Source organism: Bermanella marisrubri, assembly GCF_012295615.1.
Classification (GTDB): Bacteria; Pseudomonadota; Gammaproteobacteria; order Pseudomonadales; family Oceanobacteraceae; genus Bermanella; species Bermanella marisrubri.
In genome coordinates, this window is record NZ_CP051183.1 from 2,691,195 (window position 1) to 2,711,332 (window position 20,138).

16 protein-coding genes are annotated in these 20,138 nt (G+C 44.5%); 4 read left to right on the plus strand and 12 right to left on the minus strand.

The genetic code is table 11. The features are described 5' to 3' along the window. Positions 1–56 precede the first annotated feature (56 nt). From HF888_RS12510 to HF888_RS12520, 3 genes are read right to left on the minus strand one after another with little or no spacing between them, the layout of a single operon-like run. Complete coding sequence (locus tag HF888_RS12510) at positions 57–3,695, minus strand: ATP-binding protein (protein WP_007019155.1); 3,639 nt, start codon at positions 3,693–3,695, stop codon at positions 57–59. Then, positions 3,695–4,528, minus strand: a complete 834-nt coding sequence (locus tag HF888_RS12515) for a DUF4194 domain-containing protein (RefSeq protein WP_007019154.1) — start codon at positions 4,526–4,528, stop codon at positions 3,695–3,697. The genes HF888_RS12510 and HF888_RS12515 overlap by 1 nt, the downstream gene beginning before the upstream one ends. Before the next feature lie 21 nt (positions 4,529–4,549). Beyond that, positions 4,550–6,001: a Wadjet anti-phage system protein JetA family protein gene (locus HF888_RS12520; protein ID WP_007019153.1), complete on the minus strand. Its 1,452-nt coding sequence runs from the start codon at positions 5,999–6,001 to the stop codon at positions 4,550–4,552. Between the two features lie 210 nt (positions 6,002–6,211). On the opposite strand from HF888_RS12520, the gene HF888_RS12525 reads away from it, so the two are divergent. After that, positions 6,212–6,604 (plus strand): sirohydrochlorin chelatase, encoded by a 393-nt coding sequence (locus tag HF888_RS12525; protein ID WP_279383250.1) that lies wholly within the window; start codon positions 6,212–6,214, stop codon positions 6,602–6,604. A 105-nt stretch (positions 6,605–6,709) separates the two neighbouring features. Continuing rightward, entirely contained in the window at positions 6,710–7,828 is a 1,119-nt protein-coding gene (locus HF888_RS12530) for a phosphoribosylaminoimidazolesuccinocarboxamide synthase (protein ID WP_007019151.1), read from the plus strand. Positions 7,829–7,931: 103 nt separating this feature from the next. On the opposite strand, the gene HF888_RS12535 is transcribed toward HF888_RS12530, so the two are convergent. Next, positions 7,932–10,319: a penicillin acylase family protein gene (locus HF888_RS12535; RefSeq protein ID WP_007019150.1), complete on the minus strand. Its 2,388-nt coding sequence runs from the start codon at positions 10,317–10,319 to the stop codon at positions 7,932–7,934. Between the two features lie 74 nt (positions 10,320–10,393). On the opposite strand from HF888_RS12535, the gene HF888_RS12540 reads away from it, so the two are divergent. Next, on the plus strand, positions 10,394–10,735 hold the full coding sequence (locus HF888_RS12540; RefSeq protein ID WP_007019149.1) for a gamma-glutamylcyclotransferase family protein: 342 nt from the start codon (positions 10,394–10,396) through the stop codon (positions 10,733–10,735). Between the two features lie 14 nt (positions 10,736–10,749). Here the strand turns inward: HF888_RS12540 and HF888_RS12545 are convergent, their stop codons facing one another. From HF888_RS12545 to HF888_RS12575, 7 genes are all read right to left on the minus strand, one after another. Then, positions 10,750–11,217, minus strand: a complete 468-nt coding sequence (locus HF888_RS12545; protein WP_007019148.1) for a hypothetical protein — start codon at positions 11,215–11,217, stop codon at positions 10,750–10,752. Positions 11,218–11,219: 2 nt separating this feature from the next. Further along, complete coding sequence (locus HF888_RS12550; RefSeq protein ID WP_007019147.1) at positions 11,220–11,930, minus strand: OmpA family protein; 711 nt, start codon at positions 11,928–11,930, stop codon at positions 11,220–11,222. 2 nt (positions 11,931–11,932) lie between these two features. Next, positions 11,933–13,183 (minus strand): apolipoprotein A1/A4/E domain-containing protein, encoded by a 1,251-nt coding sequence (locus HF888_RS12555; protein WP_007019146.1) that lies wholly within the window; start codon positions 13,181–13,183, stop codon positions 11,933–11,935. Positions 13,184–13,318: 135 nt separating this feature from the next. Beyond that, positions 13,319–13,774: a hypothetical protein gene (locus HF888_RS12560; protein ID WP_007019145.1), complete on the minus strand. Its 456-nt coding sequence runs from the start codon at positions 13,772–13,774 to the stop codon at positions 13,319–13,321. Positions 13,775–14,083: 309 nt separating this feature from the next. After that, complete coding sequence (locus HF888_RS12565; protein WP_007019144.1) at positions 14,084–15,385, minus strand: sodium ion-translocating decarboxylase subunit beta; 1,302 nt, start codon at positions 15,383–15,385, stop codon at positions 14,084–14,086. Positions 15,386–15,398: 13 nt separating this feature from the next. After that, positions 15,399–17,177, minus strand: coding sequence for a sodium-extruding oxaloacetate decarboxylase subunit alpha (gene oadA / locus HF888_RS12570; RefSeq protein WP_007019143.1), 1,779 nt, complete (start codon positions 17,175–17,177; stop codon positions 15,399–15,401). A gap of 41 nt (positions 17,178–17,218) precedes the next feature. Further along, positions 17,219–17,458 (minus strand): OadG family protein, encoded by a 240-nt coding sequence (locus HF888_RS12575; RefSeq protein WP_007019142.1) that lies wholly within the window; start codon positions 17,456–17,458, stop codon positions 17,219–17,221. A gap of 291 nt (positions 17,459–17,749) precedes the next feature. On the opposite strand from HF888_RS12575, the gene HF888_RS12580 reads away from it, so the two are divergent. Next, positions 17,750–18,715: a tRNA dihydrouridine synthase gene (locus HF888_RS12580; RefSeq protein ID WP_007019141.1), complete on the plus strand. Its 966-nt coding sequence runs from the start codon at positions 17,750–17,752 to the stop codon at positions 18,713–18,715. Here the strand turns inward: HF888_RS12580 and HF888_RS12585 are convergent. Continuing rightward, positions 18,678–20,138: a sensor histidine kinase gene (locus tag HF888_RS12585; protein ID WP_007019140.1), complete on the minus strand. Its 1,461-nt coding sequence runs from the start codon at positions 20,136–20,138 to the stop codon at positions 18,678–18,680. The genes HF888_RS12580 and HF888_RS12585 overlap by 38 nt on opposite strands.

Here is a 20,138-nt window from a genome sequence, read left to right on the forward strand (position 1 = left end):
CTCTCAAAAGAAAGTAGCCATTATTGATCACGCCTAGCTAGCGAATAAAAACAGGCTTAGGCAAACTCTTCCATAAAATCCAACTCCGCTTGCTGGCGAACCACTTTGCGATGTTGCGCCCACAATGCTTGAATTTTCTCTTTATTGCATTGCTGTCGATCCACCAATACTCGCGTATTCAATTCACCGCGTTTACCGGCTCCAGCCAACGGCACTTTACTGAATACGTATTGGTTGCTGATTAAATCCATGAACGGGCCAGACTTACTGGTTGGCATAATGAATAGCAACTGCAAGCCAAGGCTTTCCGTTAAATAGTTAATCACTTCTTTAGATCGCGTTTCATCCATTTTACTAAAGGCTTCATCCACCAAGACCATACGTAAATGGGTATCGCCATGATTGAAACGGAACGCAGACGTAATCGCCGCACTTCGAATAATATAAGCCGGCGTTTCTAGTTGACCACCAGAGCCCGTACCATATTGCGATAATGCAATGGGTTCTTTACCTTCAGGCTGCTTATAAATCTCATAATTACGGTAGTTACGATAGTCGGAAATACGTTCCAACTCACGCATGGCTTTTTGCTCATCATCATCCAGTAACATGGACATTAGCTGTTCACGCACTTTGGTTGATTTCGCGCTCAATTCAACATCGAATAAAGTCTGACCTTCACCTATGGCTGGGTTTTTAATGACTTCCTCAAAGAAGTTCCAGTAATCGCGATACTCAGGCACCCATTCCCAATCGAACCAATAGTTTTCTTTATCAGTACCGAAGCGATGATGCTCAAGCTCTTTGTTCATCTCTTCTAGCGTACGCTTGCCTTCACTAATCGCTTGGTAGATCGCGTGACACAAGTTGGTAACAAATGCGTTATCAAAGCTTTCTTTAAGTCCCACTAATTTGTCTTGTTTTTCCACCAAGATATTATTTTTAAGACGGTTATGAATACGTTCGATTTCGCGCTGTACATCACAAATACCTTGGAAGAAATCAGCACTATGTTCATTGCTATAATCTGGGTTATAGACAATCGCATCCAGGGTTTGGCAACGTTGATTATGATCTGCCAACGCTCGATCCAAACATTGTGCGCGACTATTGAGTTCACTCAATATAGCCTGCTGCTGGTTTTGCGCAATTTCGGCTGTGGTGCGTTCAGCTTCTGCATCTGCGTCTTCTAAGCATTTTTCCACATCAAAATCTGGCCACAACTTAGCGATCGAACGAAGGTTATCCTCATTCTCATCGGCTTTTTCAGAAGTAAATTCCTGTTGGTCACTTAACACCGCACAACGTTTTTCGCATTCTTTGAGTTGCTGTGCTGTTTGACCCAATTCGCTATCTAAGATCTGAATAGACGCATCCAACTCTTGCGCTTGTTCGGCAAGTTGCTCGTATTCTACTTCTAGTTCAGAGAAATCAGATAAATCAATTTGCTCTAAGTTCTTTTCAGCGTTTTGCCAGCTACGATTCACACTTACCATTTGCTGAAGTTGGTCAGCATAGGTCAGATGACGCAATTGATTTACGGCCAACAATAGATCTTGCGCTTCACGCAGGCTCTGCTGAGCCTGACTTGCTTGATCGGCCAATTGTTGCAGTTCTCGCTGCTTTGCTTGCTCGGCACGCTCGCGAGCACCTTGACCAAAGACAAGTTCCGTATCGCTCATATCACAGCGATACATAGAATAAGAACCAGAACCCATGCCTTGCTTGGTAATACCGCGACGGGTGCGACGCAAAGTATCCGCATCAGGCACTTGCTCAACTGAACCATAACTGGCTGTCAGATAATGACGCGCCGTTGCATGCTCAAATGACATCAAATGAATGATCGAGTTATGCGGAGTATTACCGCGTTCGGCGTCCTGTTTAGCTTTACTGCCTTGAATCACGCGAGCTCGATTGCCGCCCTGCATATTACGCACGATACTAATGGCTTGAGATTCGTAATCGCTTTCAACAATGATGCTAAAGCGAGCACCACCGATATACCCCTCAATAGCGTTTTGCCAATCTGGGTCTTTTACTTCGACATAGTCACATAGCACTTTCGGGTCGGCTTGTGGACATTCGCGACGAATGGCATCCAATGCCGCCTCAACAAAATAAGGATAACTCACCTGGGATGCATTCAAACGATCCAAGTCCATTTGTATTTGCTGCATTTTCTTTTGTTGGGACTGCAGCTTTTGCTCGCGGCGATCAGCCAATCGCGCAAGTTGATCTCGAAGACTCACACCATCTGTGGTTAATTCAGGGTTGAACCAACGATCACGCCATTCATTAATTTGTTGCTGGCGCTTAATCCCCTCATCGAGATGACTTTCTAACGGTGCCATATCGATCATGTCTTTATTTAGAATCGCCGCAAAGTCCAATTGATCTTCATCGGCTAACGCAACCACATCTTTGGCTTGCTTTAAAAAATTACGTTCATTGAGCGCACTGATTTCTGCGCCAATGCTGGTATTTTGCAAGGTTTTGAAAATGCTTTTACTGGCATCAAGGGTAAACTTAAGCTGTTTATCTTGTTCAAGCAGCATGACCGCTTGTTGTTGCAATTGCTTTTTAAAGCCCTCAATTTCTTGCTCGAGATGATCTTTATCTTTGAGCGCCGGAATACCTTGGCGACGGGCTTCCAAGCTTACTAATTGTTCACGGGCTTGTTTGCGTCGCGCATCTGCTGTTTCACGCTCACTTTGCTTGTTGCTAAGTTCGCTGCGTAAATGTTGTTGCTGGTTCTTGGCGTCGCGATAGGCTTTTTGGTCTTCTACATAGCGACTTTTTGCCGCTACATAATGCGCCACTTGGTAATCGATCCATTGATCGATATACGTCTGGCTATTGCTTTTTGCATCCAGTAGAACATCGATATTTTCAATCAATCGATTGGCATCGCTTTCCATGGCGTGAATGGTTTTCATCAAATCACTCACGGTGCGAATCGCTTCACCCAAATCCTTTTTCTCAAGAATTTCGTTGGCGACAAAACCATTGATACTTTTTACTGGCTTATAAGCCATGAAGCGACTGAAGGCTCGAGCGGCGTTAATGGCTTCACGTTCACTGATGGCATCTTCACGACCACGTAATGCGCCATACAAGCGACGTAAATATTGCTTTTTGGTATCGTATTTTTCTACCGCACGCTGACCACAACGTTTTTGTAAACGCTTATAAATTTTATCAACACCAACGACTTGCTTACCTTCTTCTTCGTCCAGTAAGAAATCGCTTTGCGTCAATTCATGGCCAGACACAATCATCAGCAGCATATCGCTTTGACGCGCTACCGCTTGATTGCCCGCTTTATCAATATAAGCGCTGACACCCATCACCGCCGTAAACGGCTGACCACTTTCTCCCTGAGTAGGATGAAATACCGCCGCTAAATAACCGTTGGCGCCACCAGGTCGGGCATAAGAACCGTCGTCACAACCCAATACGTAAGAAGCCAAAGTACGCACCTGCTTACCACGGCCACGCTGTGTGGATTCATCCTGACCCGGGTTATAACTAAACAAAGTATCGTGGGCTGCGGTCATGATGGTTTGAATCGCATCCGCTGCCGTGGTTTTACCACTACCGTTACCACCACTTAATAAATTGATCGGACCAAATTCAAATTCAGTGGCTGGGATATTTCCCCAGTTTACATATACAAACTTTTTCAAAAACATTAGTTTGTCTCCTGTGCGAAGACGCTCGGTCCATCTTCGACATCAATTGCGGTCAATGATGGTTCTTGTGGTTCTTCTGGCTGATCATCGCTTTCGTTTACTTGCGCTTCTTCTTCAGTCGATGCTTCAGCTTGTGATTGGTTTTCTTCATCTGTGGCTTCGTTTTCAACCTTTGATTCGGATTCTTCGTCACCGACTTCCACCGGAGATTCATCTTCCGCTAGAAGCGTACTCAAGACATCATCACTCACATAGCTCATGATCATTGGACGAATCTTTAACCAGAACTCGGCACTTTCAAGCGCATCTTCACTGGATAATTGAATCAAACGTAATTGACGCAAGCGACGGAATAGCGATTTACGCTCTGTCATTTGTTCAGGCAAAGAACGACCTAATAAGTTTTTAAGTGCAATGCTTAACGACTCAAGAGAAACCAATACACAGCCTTGCTCATCTACTTGACCTTCACGCAGTGCTTTGTCGTATTGGCTGCGCAATACTAACACCAAAGCAACTTCATTCTGGCTAAGCCGCACACGTAAACCGCCGTTAAACGGTTGATCGTCTTCATCCATACCCGGTACTTGTGCACCCGGTGGAAAGCAGCGAATAAATTGAAAACGCTTATCATGCTGAACGCGAATTCCCATGATAGATAGGTAGTCTTGAACCAAATGCTCTAGTCGTAGATAACGATCGTAAAGCGTTTGCTCAACCTGTGATTCGTCACGGCAAATAACACCATAATCCATTAAACGGATAATCAACTCACTGAATTCTTTGAGTTGTATCCCTTCTTTTTCTAATTGCTGTTCAATGCTATTTAACATAAGACTCTAATTCTTAATCGATTAAGCTGCTGCGCTATCGTTTTTAACTAAGCGAATAGAAAACACATCTTTTTGCTCAAAATATTCGTGCTCACTACGCTCAATCCAATTTAATTCGAAGTGATATTCACTGGATAAATTATCCACTGCCCCCACACTGACTACATGGGCAAGTGCTAACAAATCGTTGGCGTTATCAATGGGTATTTCATGACTAATGACTTCATCTCGATGCTTAAACTGATCAATCATGAAGCTGCGAACTTTATTGTTATTAACAAAGAAAGCTTGATCTAGAGCTTGCTGTACATAAAGCTCTTTACGACTATCTTCATCAACACTTTCTAGACCTTCATCCACTTGTGTATCGATCACCGTACGGCGACGTGGAGGTGCAAGTCGAACATGTTGCGGATCAATAAACCCAACCTGAGGAACCGACATGAGATCTGCGACCCGTTCCAATTGCTCTGCTTGCTGTTCTTCATTCATCGACGCCAATTGCTTGCACACGGATACAACATCATTGTGCTTTTGGCTGGCGAGATAACTCATTTGACGAATAATAATATCGGCACGCTTAGTAAAGTTTTGCAATGCTTTGCGCACCAACGGCAAGATATGTTCACAAGCGCTTTTTAAACGATGCTCGATATCATCTAACACAGTCCATAAAACAGATTGATTTTCATGTACTAAATCTGGCAATAATTCTCTTAGGCGTTTTTCCGCTTTGGCTTTAAACGCTTTTGGACTTTGTCGAATATCATCCACCAGCTCACTGATCTGATCACGATATTTCTCAACGTTATCGGCACTTAAACGCACCGATAAATCGGGCTGGAAGCGCTTTTCCATGAAATCAAAGAACTGATCACTGGCTTTTTGTACCAGCATTTGTCCTTCCATCTCACGCACTAAATCACGCTTACGCTCATCCAGCTCACTAATTACATCGGTAAAATCACTGATGATGCGCTCACTGTATTCGTAGGCGTCTAACAAGTCATAGACTTCACCATGTTCTAAAAAGCTTTCCAGCATATTGCGCACGTTGCGCGTATTGCGATGGCGTGCCACTTGATTGGTTAGGCGATCCTCTAAGAAAGGCTCAACAAACTGACGGCCATGGCGTGTGAAGCTAAAACTTGACTGCAAAGTGGCTTGATCCACTTGTTTTTCAATCCAGCCGTGCTCGAGTAAGACATTAAGAATAAAGCCCGCTAGTTCCCGATGGCTTTTGAAGCGGCTTTCATCTTCTTCATCATCCTGAATAATTGGAGCACGTACTAATGCTTCGCTGAAAATATTAAGAATGGCATCACGACTCAGGGCTTGGCCATATTCGGCACTACCCGCATGAGAACTGGAGTAAAGCTGACGATACAGTTCTCGCAGACACTCCACCAACTGCTCACGGTACTTACTCGTAAGGGGGCGAAAAAACTGTAAACGTTCCTGAACAAAAAACATACAGACGAATTAATCCAGCTAATAGATAAAGGGCCTAACTTTACCTAAATAGGGGGTAATCGAAAAGGCTAAAACCGACGTAATGACATATAAATCTAAGGTCTATCAAAGCGGCCACCAACAATGGCTTCAAGACTGTTATGATTGTCGCAAAACACAGCTTATGTGGTTGCTTTTTAGCCATCAGCCAAGGTCTTTAGCGACACTTTCATTCATGATTTACAAGCAAGGAAACCCATGAAGGCTCTATTACTTATCGCCCACGGTTCTCGCAAAGCCAGCTCAAATCAAGAAGTGGCCGACTTGGCTGCCAAGTTGAAGCAGAAAGACCACGGCTTCGACCTAATTGAACATGCCTTCCTTGAACTCACTGATCCCAAAGTGCCGCATACGATCGACTCCTTAGTGAACTCAGGCGCTAGCCACATTACCTTGATGCCATACTTCTTGGCCGCTGGTATGCATGTCACCGAGGACTTGCCGGAGCTATTGGATGATGCCAAAACGCAATACCCTAACGTCAGCTTTAAACTACTGACACATTTGGGCGCAGCTCAGCAAATGCCAGAGTGGATTTTGGGCTTTGCACAAGATAAAGCGTAAATAGTATGGGCTCAGAGGAAGCAATACGCTTTCATGATCATCACTAAGGATGCCAAGGCACAGAAGCTTTGCTAAAATCCGCCTTTATTTTCAGTGAGTGTGAACATGACTCAAACGCCCTCGACTCAGGCCAATCGCGTTCTAGCGGTGAATGACGACTTACCTATCCGTACCCACAAACCCGTTCACAGTGGCAAGGTACGCAGCGTTTATTGGCTCACCCCAGAAGACAGCGCTCGCTTGATCAAAGAAAAAGGCTATGACGTGGCGGCCGATGCGCCTCTGGCTATTATGGTTATTTCAGACAGAATCAGTGCGTTTGATTGTATCTGGCATGGCGAAGGCGGCTTACAAGGCATTCCTGGTAAAGGCGCAGCGCTTAATGCCATCAGTAATCACTGGTTTGAGCTGTTTAAGCAAAATGGCCTAGCCGACAGTCACATTCTAGACATTCCTCATCCACTGGTCTGGATCGTACAAAAAGCTCAACCGGTGATGATCGAAGCCATCTGTCGTGGCTATATCACGGGCTCCATGTGGCGTGCTTATGAAAAGGGGGAACGTGAATTCTGTGGTATTACCCTGCCTGAAGGTTTGCAGAAAGACCAAGCGCTGCCTGAATTATTGATGACACCGTCGACGAAAGGAGTGCTACGCGGCATTCCGGGTGTGCCAGAACAAGACGATGTCAATGTCAGCCGTGAAGATATTCGCCAACACTATGAAGCCTTCAACTTGCACTGTGAAGCGGACATTGATCTCTACGAAAAGTTACTGCGCGAGGGTTTCAACGTCATCAGTGATGCACTAGAAAAAGTCGATCAAATCTTTGTCGATACTAAGTTTGAGTTTGGCTATGTCACGGATGCAAGCGGCCAAGAAAAGCTCATTTATATGGATGAAGTGGGCACGCCTGACAGTTCTCGAATTTGGGATGCTGAGCAATATCGTCAAGGCAAAGTTGTGGAAAACAGCAAAGAGGGTTTCCGCCAACTATTGCTTAACCATTTTCCTGATCCAGATATCTTATTAAATAAAAACCGTATGGAAGAGCGCGAAGCACTTGCTAGAGACAATGCGTTACCTGCTAAGGTTTTCGAGCAAGTCAGTCAAACCTATGTAGGCATCGCGGAAAAGATCACGGGTGGTAAGATTCACCTATGTGATGATCCTAAAGCAGAAATCATCGATATTCTTCGCAATGAATATGCATTAATCGATTGAGGCTAATCTTTGCAGCAAGCAACTATATTAAATTGATAAAATGAAAAGGCCCGCTTCAGTTTTGAATCGGGCCTTTTTTATTCAGACTAAAATAAAATATAAACTAGTGGGAGCTTGGAACCAGTTTAAGTGTCCATTGGGTTTCGCCAGGCAAAAAGGCTGACGCGCTCCCTTCTACCCAATCTCTATGGCCCTTGTCATAATACGGAGACAGTGGATGGCCACTTTGCCCCGTCGCCATGTGAAAAATCCCCTGTTCTTCGTACCCCGGAGCAACCGCCATTCTTTGAGACGCACCTGAGCTTGGCTTTTGCACAAGCGGCATGTAAGTATCGCCGTTCATTGATTCAGCAGGCATATCCAACAACCAACCCAAACCTGGAATAGCTTTGCTTAGAGGGTGCTGTATTGCCAATGTATTTGCATCGCCCCAAGTTACTTCATCAAGTGCCCTACCATTTTCTGTTAGCTTGGCGACTGTCGTATCCAAGGTTGTCATTAAGAAATCTTGCCAAGAATCTGCACCTCTTGGTATATGCTGTTCAGGTTTTTCTGTCACCATTTGCCATACTGGGTATTCAATAAAGTTATCCACTGCAGAAACCCAAAACTCATTGCTGTTACCGTCGATATATCGATATATTGAACCCACAGTTTGATCTACTACGGCTTCACGGAAACGTTTGACTAAAAGATACCCTGTACTATCGGCGCAGGCACAGGCGCCCCAGTTTTTTAACACGCTTTGTACTTCATTATAATTGGGATCGTCTTTTATAAGACTAAATAAAAGTTCATGCCAGCGTTCTAAAAATACTGCACGATGATCCATTTGAATATCCAAAAAGTCCTGCTCGGTAAAAGATTCCAGTGCATACATATCGCCGCGAATTTGTTGTTGGCGAGCCCCCAAGGCATAGTTTCGCGTGCCAACTTTTTCCAATAACTCATCGCTCACGATGCGCGCATTAGCGGTCCAAATACGACCGTCTTGAGGATTCACGACTTTCGGATAATCTTCAGGTTCCAAATAGCCAGCCCAACCTTTGTCACCTTTACTCCAATCTTGTGGTAATTGGCTACCATCGAACTTTTCACCCATACCAGTAGAAAAACCAAAGCGTTTAGGTAAACGCCCCATGATGGTCCAAGCTTGATTGCCTTCACTATCGACCACATTTAAATTCTGCCCTGGTACGCCGGCCTCTGCAGCGATCAACAATGCATCTTCAACAGTCTGGGCATTTTCCATATCCATTAAACGAAAGTTAATACCTTCTACATCATGAACAACCCAGCGCTGTGCCAGTAACTCTCCTTTTTGGTTTTCACCAATAACAGGCCCCCATTGTGTCAACTTTACCGCTACGGTTTGTGATTCCTGACCCTTGATTTCAACGACTTCACTTTCCACTGAAAAACTTTTATATCCCTCAGCGGTTAGGTACTGGCTTTGATCTTCATTAGTTTTTAAAACAATAACATCATGATAATCACCTTGGCTGTTGGTGAAGCCCCACGCTACTTTTTCGTTACTACCTACCACGATAGCAGGAGTACCTGGCAAAGAAGCACCCGTAATACGGCGACCATCTTCTAAATACCAAGAGGCCCTATACCAAATATTCGGCGCACGAAGTTTTAAATGCATGTCGTCAGCGACCATGCCAGCACCGTGCTCAGTTAAAGCGCCAGAAACAGACCAATTGTTGGATCCGTAATGGATCTGGTCAAAAAATTGATAATTACTTATCTGCTCTGATTTATTTGCCTGCTCTTCAAACCATGACAAAGGTTGTTGGGGTATCACTCTGTTTTCAGTCAGCGCTTGCCCATGAAGTGGCGCGTCCCAATAACCGCCTTGACTGGTCAAAAACTTAAACCAATCGGTAGGTAGTAAATCTCGCATCACTGCTAATGAGCGTTCACTTTGACTCCATTCCGGTTGTAAATCGATATACATGCTAATCAATACAAGTGCACTGTCTGCATGAAGCCAAGGCTCAGCTTCTGCACTTACTAGATGATATTCAAATGGCAAACTCTCTAAAGAGGTTAAGCCTTTGTTAACGCCTTTTGTATAAGCCTCAAGTACACGTTTATGAGCATCAGGCAAAGCATCAACCGCTTTCTGGGCCCGTTTACGAAACTGATGCAATCGCATTTTTTTATCAAACTCTGTTGTAACTTCGCCAAATAGCTCACTGAGTTCGCCCGCACTATTGCGTCGAAGTAGGTCCATCTGGAAGAAACGTTCTTGTGCATGCAAGAAACCTAAACCATAAGCTACATCTATACGCCGCTCACCTTTCAAAGTAGGAATACCTTGGGCATCTCGATCAATAATAACTTGAGACTGCACTTCTGTTTGTAACTCGCCCTCTAATAAAGCTTGGCTATCAGACAAGACTTGATATGCCACAAAGGCCAATAAAAGTATTATGATGGGAAAAATGAAGGCACTAGCCTTCAATACTCTGGCAAGACTCATCAGGTAGTCTCCATATTATTATTTTGGCCACAGTGTCCCACAGTGGCGGAGAAAAATGTAAGGTAATTTCGGCCATGACCCAGCACTTGTTTATCTATGGTACTCTAGCGCCCGGTAAAGAAAATCATCATCAGTTAAAAGGAATAGACGGTCAGTGGCAATCTGCCAAGGTTAAGGGAGAAAAACGAATGCATGATCCATATCCAAATTGCGTTGGAGTGGATATTCGCAAAACTAGACGGTGGGTAGACGGCTTACTCTTTAGCTCAACTGAACTTGTCGATATTTGGCAACATTTAGACAACTTTGAAGGTCCTGGATACAAGCGATCACTGCACAAGGTTGAGCTGGCTACAGGAGAAACAGTGCAAGCCTATATATACGCGATTAACCACAAGTATAAAAAGCGCATCTAGAATTCAAAATACAATTAATTATTCAAATATTGATTGAGGTAATCGAACAAACTGAATTCTTTCAAAACCTTTTCATTATGAGCTTGATGTCGCTGCCGATACACATCAAAGCCTTTGTAATCTAATTTATGCAAACAATACTGGCACGCGCTGTGATTGTTGATCTGATCGGCAGAACTGGTAATAGATATACTGGAAAGCTGACCTTTTGTACTAAGTTTTTTCAAATGATCACAATAACTAAAATGTACGGTTTGGCTATCTAGCGCCACCACTTTGAGATTTTTATATAAGAGCTGGTTTTGCTGTTCTTTCAAATAATGAGCATCCGCTTGTAGCATGCCTTGATTAAGACCTTGCTTTTCTTGCCATGAAGCATGGCGATCAGGATCAAACAATTCATAGTGACCAAACTCGCTGGCCCCCATTTTTTCACGCAGACGGTTTAGTAGCTCGTATTTTTTAAAATCAATGAGTTCCATACTTAAACATCCTCAAGTATGGTGGCAATTTTTCCTTCTGCGTCTGTACGAACTTTAAATTCTACACGACGCGAACGCTCGCCACTTTCAATGCCAGTCTCGTCTCGAATAACTTTGGCGCTTGAAAGACCGTTGGCTGTTAAATATGTCTTTAGCCAAGTCTTTTCATCTTGCACTCGAGGTAGATTTAATAAATAGGCCAAAGTACTGCGTGTACGCGCCTGCGATAGCGCCATATTATTAATATAAGCTTCATCTTTATCCTTGGCACCTAACCAACCACTTGAGGTGTGGCCTTCAATACGCACTTCAAGAATATCATCACGATATTGGGGTTGCGTGATAATGGCTAAATAGCGAGGAAAAAAGTCAGACAAGATGGCCTGAAATTCAGGATTTAAACTGGATTCGCCTTTCGCAAACAGTAAGTCGGTTTTATTGAAACGAAAGGTAAGATCTTCATCAATCTCCGCTCCCCATTGTGGCAAATCGGGTGCAAATTCTTTCTGAAGATCTTCGTAGAGTTGAGTTCTTAAAGTGTCATACAAAATAGCAACATCAGCAATTTTTTTTCTTTGCCACTCCACATGAATCATGAACACGACAGAGATTAAAAGAAAAACCATCATCAAGCCTGCCATTAAGTCGCTTACTGCAACCCAATGGCCTTCCTGCTCTTTTATACCGCCAAGCTTCTGATCATCAGACAGCATATTTACTGTCCTCTTTTCTGTGATTCAGCAATAGCGACCACATCACGCAACCGTTCTGTTAACGGTGAATAATCTTGCACAAACTTTTCACTCAATGCTCCTAACTGCTCACCCAGCGTTTGCAAGGAATGCTTCAATGCCTGTTCCATACCGGCATCCAATTTTGCCATCTGTTTATCTGTTTGTGCCAAGGCTTGTAGTAGTTTTTTCTCTAATTCGTTAAACGCTTGACCATAGCCTTGCTGTAAATTTTGCGTGAGTTGCTCTGTTGTGTTCTGCATGCTTTGTGTTGTGGTTTGCAGCATACTTTCCATGCGCGAATTATATTCTTCTAATGTACTGGCTAGGCCCGATGTTAAGAAAGTCATACGTTCTTCTAATTTGGGTAAACCCGCACCGGCCTCAGTCACTAACTGAGCTAATCCTGTCAAGTGTTTATCCAGTACGTCACGCTGGGTATTTAAACCTTGCAACATACTACCAAGGCTTTCGCTAATACCGTTAAAGCTCTCAGCGTGTTCAACCATATTGCTGAACGCTTGAGACGCGTTCTGCATGGAGGCACCAATTTTTTCTTGGTTGTCCGCAAGTTCAATAAGTTGCTGCTTGTATTGCTGTTGCCATTCCAACATTTGACCGACGCTTTCATTCAAGCGCTTAAAGTTGTCACCATATTGCTCATCGATCTTAGTATTAAAGTCACGCATGACCACACCTAATGCATCAATTAATGCTTGTGTATTGGCCTCCACCATTCGCTCTTGATAGTGAGCAATAGCATTAAGCATGTCGTCACTTTGACGTTGTTGCTCGACACGTAGCAGGCTAAGTTCACTCAATAAAGGCTGCTTATCTTGATCGATTAATACATCGTGGATTTTATTGAGAGAATCATGTAAGTCATCAATACTGGCTGTGCGTTGGTGATGGTGTTCACCATGGGTGACATCCATAACTGCGCGAAACTTGATGGTGAGTGCACCAAATAGACCAGCAATGGATGACCAGAAAGCCGTTTTTAAGCCGGCCAATAGCTCAGGAACACTGTCTTGGAGATTGGCTGTATCAAACTGGGTTAAACCTAACGCCACACCTAAAAACGTACCAAAGATACCAATACTGGTGAGAATGGTTGGCGCCGACTCCGCTGTCCGCGTGCTATAGCGAAAGATTTGAAAATATAGGGTCAATAGTGCAATTACGCTGATTAACCCGAGGGTCCACCAAGAAAATTCTGTTTCAAACAAGGACATAGCCGCATCCGCAAATGAGGGTCATACATCTAAGGGACCGCATACCCTTAGACTCTTTTATTCTTCCATGTATCAAGCTTAGACCAGAGTCTTAGGACCCGCTGTGATTGCCCCTAATGTGGCTAACTTTGTCTATCAAAACTGCCTCTCTGGGGCCTTCTCCCATACAGTATCTTGTACATCAGGTACTAACAGCCAATCGAGTGCTTTGACTTGTGTCGCAAATAGTCTGACTTCGACGCCTTGCTCCGCAAGTGACTGCGTTATTTTGCGGCGATGAGGATTGTCATCACGCTTACTGATAAAAGCACACTGACGCACCTGCCGATAAACCTTTGTATTCTCGAGAGATTGAATGATTAGGTTGGGCGCACCGTCTATGGCGTAGCGCACCTGAGTCAAATCCCATAACCAATGGTCAATACCCATTTGTTGGGTACACTGTAAAACATAGTCCATCACGCATTGCACGTAATACACTTCATTTATAGAGCCTTGCCAAATGACGGTAATCAGTCCTTGATTGCTTTCAAGTAGGACAGTTGCGACATGTTCGCCATCGTGATCATAAAAATGTTTGATTGGTTGCATGACAGTGCCCCTCTTGCACATCATGTGTGATCGCCGTCACACTTACTGTTTATATTTCATACATTAGCAAGGTTTTGCGAGAGAAAACGTAAAATGCGTGAGAGGTTTGGTGAACATCTGTAAACCATGCTTTACCAAGGTTTACAAACATGAGTTGTTTGTCGGAAAGTTAACTTTTTACACAGCGATTCTGCCCATCCCTGGGCATATGCGTACCAGCGTCCTGCCTCCTTACGCGATACCGCCCATCCCTGGGCATAAAAAAAGCGCCCGAAGGCGCTTTGTTTAACTGGAAGTTATAACCCTTGTTTAACCAAAATAAGACAACATTACACCAGCAGCGACCGCAGAACCGATTACACCGGCTACGTTTGGTCCCATGGCGTGCATCAATAAGAAGTTTTGAGGGTTGTACTCTAAACCAACTTTATTAGATACGCGCGCTGCCATCGGCACAGCAGATACACCCGCTGAACCAATCAATGGGTTAATCGGCGTTTTCAAGAATAGGTTCATGGCTTTTGCCATTAGCACACCCGCGGCAGTACCTACGCAGAATGCAACAAGACCCAGTACGATGATGGCGATGGTTTCCCAGTTCAAGAACGCATCTGAACTCATCTTGTAACCCACAGATAGACCCAAGAAAATCGTCACAACGTTGATCAACGCGTTCTGCGCTGTATCGCTTAAACGCTCAACCACGCCGGATTCTTTCATTAAGTTACCAAAGCAGAACATACCGAGTAGTGGCGCTGCTGACGGTAGAATGAAAGCCACTAACACCAGTACCGCTAATGGGAACAAGATCTTTTCAAGCTTGGATACAGTACGTAGCTGTTCCATCTTGATCTTACGTTCTTCTGCAGTGGTGAATAGCTTCATGATCGGCGGCTGAATCATAGGCACCAAAGCCATGTATGAATAGGCCGCTACTGCTATCGCACCCAGTAGTTCAGGAGCTAGTTTAGAAGCAATAAAAATTGACGTTGGGCCATCCGCACCACCAATGATACCAATTGCCGCAGCTTGCATAGCGCTGAAATCAGTAATGCCGTAATGGGTCATCAATACCGCGCCGATAACCGTACCAAAAATACCAAACTGTGCCGCAGCTCCCAGTAGTAAGGTTTTCGGGTTGGCCAGTAGTGGGCCAAAGTCAGTCATCGCACCCACACCCATGAAAATCAATAGCGGTGCAACACCACTAGCAATGGTCATAGAATAGAAGGTATACAGCATGCCGTTTTCAAAACCTAGGGTTTTACCCAACATCACTGCTTGCTTATAAATCGGTGTTTCTGCGTGGTGATAAGCGTCTAGCATAGTCGCTATATCCGCATTAGCCGCAAGACCCAACAGAGTACGGAACTGTTCTAACACGTCAGCACCGCCCGTACGGATTGCTTGCTCAGCTGCAGACCAGCCAAGACCTGCACCAGGAATATTTACCATCAGTGTACCGACAGCAATTGGTAGCAATAATAATGGCTCAAAGCCTTTCTTGATGGCTAGATATAGCATCCCGAAGGCAACGATCATCATGGCAAATTGACCGGGTTCTAACTGGTAGATCCCCGAGTCGTGCCAGAAATTAAGTAAAGTTTCCATTGATCATATCCCCTTAAGCGATTGTTAGCAGAGTATCGCCAACGGCAACAGAGTCGCCCTCTTTCACACTCACACTACCAATGGTGCCGGACTTAGCCGCACGCACTTCGGTTTCCATCTTCATCGCTTCAAGGATCATCACAAGATCCCCTTCTTCAACGTGGTCACCGGGAGATACTTCAACTTTCCAAATATTACCCGCCAACGGTGCGCCCATTGGCTCGCCGCCGCTTGGTGCAGCGCCAGCCGCTGAAGCAGAAATTGCGCCTGTGTTACCACCTAATGATGTTGGCGCACCATTTAATGCACCCAACTGAGTAACGTCACCGCCTTCATCTACTTTAACAACGTATTCGTTACCATCCACAGTAATGGTAAACGTATCCTCTGCTTCACCTTTTGGAGCGGGTTCAAAGGCATCTGGGTTACCACGGTTCTCTAGGAACTTAGGCGCAATCTGCGGGAACAACGCGTACGTCAACGCATCGTCAATTTTGTCTTTGGCCAAATCAAAGCCTTTGTCTTTGGCTAGCGCTTCAACGTCGGCAACGATGCTATCTAATTCGTTATCTAGTAAGTCACCCGGGCGACATGTCACAGGTTCTGCACCATCAAGTACTCGCTCCTGTAGCTCTTTGTTGTATGGAGCTGGAGCAGCGCCATATTCACCTTTTAGGATGCCTTGCGTCTCTTTAGAGATAGACTTGTAGCGCTCGCCAGTCAGTACATTAAGCACCGCTTGTGTGCCTACGATTTGTGACGTTGGCGTTACCAACGGAATGTAACCTAGGTCTTCACGTACTTTTGGAATTTCTTTTAGTACATCATCAAATTTGTCTGACGCGCCTTGCTCACGCAATTGGTTTTCCATGTTGGTTAACATGCCACCAGGAACCTGTGCTACAAGAATACGGGAGTCCGTGCCGCGTAAGGCACCCTCGAACTTCGAGTATTTTTTACGAATACCGCGGAAGTAAGCTGCAATTTCTTCAAGCAATAGTAGATCGATACCAGTATCGCGCTCAGTACCGCGCATAGCCGCAACAATGCTTTCTGTTGCCGTGTGACCATAAGTCATAGACATAGAAGAGATAGCCGTATCAACACGGTCAATACCCGCTTCGATGGCTTTCAAGATCGACATATCCGACATACCAGCAGTGGCATGGCAGTGCAGTTGAACCTCAAGATCGGTTTCGGCTTTTAGGCGAGAAACTAGCTCGTAGCTATCATAAGGAGTAATGATGCCCGCCATGTCTTTAATGGCGATAGAGTCCGCACCCAAATCTTCAATTTGTTTCGCAAGGCTTAGCCAAGCATCTAGGTTATGTACAGGAGATGTGGTGTACGACAAAGTACCTTGTGCATGTTTGCCATTATTTTTTACTGCTTTAATTGCACGCTCAAGGTTGCGCGGATCATTCATGGCGTCAAAAACACGGAATACATCAACACCGTTAGTAGCAGCACGCTCAACAAATTTGTCCACCACATCATCAGCGTAATGACGATAACCCAATAGGTTTTGACCACGCAAAAGCATTTGCTGTTTGGTGTTTGGCATGGCCTTTTTGAATTCACGGATACGATCCCATGGATCTTCACCCAAATAACGGATGCAGGAATCGAATGTAGCGCCACCCCAGGATTCAAGAGACCAGTAGCCTACCTGATCCAACTTTTCCGCAATCGGCAACATATCGTCGATGCGCATACGGGTCGCTAGAAGAGATTGGTGTGCGTCGCGGAGTACGACGTCCGTAATGCCTAATGGTTTTTTAGTATCGGTCATTTGTAATGGCCTATGTTAATTATCGTTATAAGTTCCGTGGCTCACTTTTGGCGAGCTTTGTGTTCCTTTACCGCCGCTGCTAGCACTTTCAGCAATTGCGGGTCGGCCCCTTGACTCGGTTGTGAACGTTTCTTCGCTGGCACAGGTGCTGCCTCAGGGAAGTACTTGTTCACTATTGTCGACATGATGGAAGTGGCAAAGATCAATAAAATCAGGAATACGAAAACCGTACCCATGCCAAATCCCAACAAGCCTAGGCCGTCAGCTACGATTGGGGACATAACATCCTCTCCTTATTGGCTAAACGGACTGCTTTTTATTGCCTTTACTTGGGTTCACCAAGTGGCAAAGCAGTGTATTGATTGCAGTAAATCAATTCTGGCCTTTTGACTAAAACTTCATCAGCTTAGACAAAAAATATCGCCGTAATGTACTTGAAATCTATAGCTTAGGCAAATAAGGGCGTAAGCTTGACGACTTGGTCAAATCCGTATTTTTTCATTTAATTCAGGACATTAAACGAATAATAATTTGCTAAAATGGCGCTTTGATTAAATAAAGTAGGCAGTACCGTGCAGTTAAGCTTAGCGCCAATGGAAGGGTTGGTTGATGTCCATATGCGGACCCTTCTCACCCGCGGTGGATATTTTGATTATTGCGTGACGGAATTTTTGCGAGTCACCACGCAACTTCTGCCTGAGCGTTCATTTAGACGTATTTGCCCAGAATCCGACCATCAGTGGAAAACACCAGCGGGCACACCTGTTCACTTACAATTATTAGGCAGCGACCCTGTGGCCATGGCAGAGAATGCATGCCGTGCCGCCGAGCTGGGTGCTCCCGTGGTGAATATTAATTTTGGCTGTCCATCACGTTTTGTAAACGGCCGCTGTGGCGGCGCATACTTACTACAATTCCCAGATCAGATTCATACCATTTTGGAGAGCGTTCGCAAAGCGCTGCCCGAGCATGTGCCGCTCACAGCCAAGATGCGCTTGGGCTTTAAGGACGATGCACTAGCCTTAGCCAACGCCCAAGCCATGGAAAGCGCTGGTGTGCGTGATATCTGTATTCATGCCCGCACTAAGGTGCAAGGTTACCGTCCACCCGCTCATTGGCATCAAATCAAAAACATTAAACAACAGGTAAAAGTCCCGATCATTGCTAATGGTGAAATTTGGAACCGCCGCGATTACGAAGCGTGTAAAGCCGCCAGCCATTGCGAGCATGTCATGCTGGGACGCGGCGCAGTGGCTGACCCTGAGTTAGCGGCCACCATTAAAGGTTGTGAATCTTCCGATACATGGATACATCGACTGCATGATTTGATTTGGATGCTGGATGAACTAGTAGAGTTTGGTGGGCAAAGCTATGCTCATGGTCGTATCAAACAATGGTTTAGCTTTTTGAAGATGTCATATGAACAAGCGGTGCCTTTGTTCGAGTCGTTGAAGACCATGAAGGAAGCATCCGCTATTCGTCGCTTCCTACTGGATGAAATCAGTCGCCTTGAGAATCAATCGGCAAACGTACTCTGAACAAAGTGCCTTTGCCCTCCTCTGATTCACACTCGATACGGCCATGATGTTTTTCAATAATGCCAAACGTAATAGATAGGCCAAGACCCGTACCTTCATTTACACCTTTAGTCGTAAAGAATGGGTCGAAGATTTTGTCTCTAACCTCTTGGCTCATGCCCGATCCGGTATCCTGAATTTCAAACTGAACATCTTTCCCCAAATTCTTTGTTCGGATGAATATCTCACCTTCCGTTTCCATGGCTTGAGCGGCGTTTACGAGCATATTCATGATTACCTGTGAAATCTGACCTTCGTTACCCAAAATTTCAGGCAATGTACTATCAAGATCCTGATGCAAAGTAACTTTATATTTCAACTCATTCCATACGACCTTTAAAGTATTTTCGATAGTTTTATTAAGATCGAAGCGATGTTCCTCGGTATCATCAGCTCGGGCGAAGGACTTTAGATTACTTACAATATCTTTAATACGTTTCAAACCATCGACACAGTCATTAATAATGGACTGCATATCACCAGATATAAATTCGATATCTTGCTCTTCATCAATTTCTATCATTTGCTTAGCCAATGGCGAGTTCACACCAACAACCATTTGTTGAGATAGATCAATATATGATTTGAGGACATCAGCGTATTCTTTTAGGGTGGTGATGTTACTCATCACGAATCCCACTGGATTATTAATCTCATGAGCAACACCCGCCGATAATTGACCCAATGATGCCATTTTCTCTGACTGTACCAATTGAGCTTGGGCTTGCTTTAATTGATCATGGCTACGCTTAATTTCCACCAGAGTACGTTCTACTTTCTTTTTATTGTAACTTTTCTCTAACATTCCCCCGATTTGATAGCTTGCTACTTGGCATTGCTCTAGAACATCTGACTTATGGTTACTGGCTGAGTCCATAAAGAACTCACATACCGTTGTCACTTTACCAAATCGCTTAATAGGCAAATATAAAACTCGAGTAACCCCCACTTCATCACAAGCTTCACGAAAGCGATCACACTTGACTTCATTAGTGGTCATTGAAAAAGTTTGCTCCTGATCAAAGAGATAGCGGTATTCATCTGCTTTAAATTGAGGAAGCGTTATGCCTTCCACCATTACTTGGGCCTCTTTTATTTCGCCACCAGAAATAAAAAAATAACGTGCAAAGTTCACAATAAGATAGCCTGATGTCGCGATAATATACTGCTGTATCACTGAACTTAAACCCAACTCATTTTGAGTCAGTCTCGCTACCGCTAACAAGTAATCAGCCTCTTTCTTTTGATTCATTAAGTCATTAAATTGATGCTGAATCATGTCCATACTGGACTGCACTTCTCGAGTCTTTTCATCCAGCATTTTTTCGGCAGTCAATCGAGCTTGCTTCTCTCGCTCATACGCAACTTGATATTCATCAGCCAT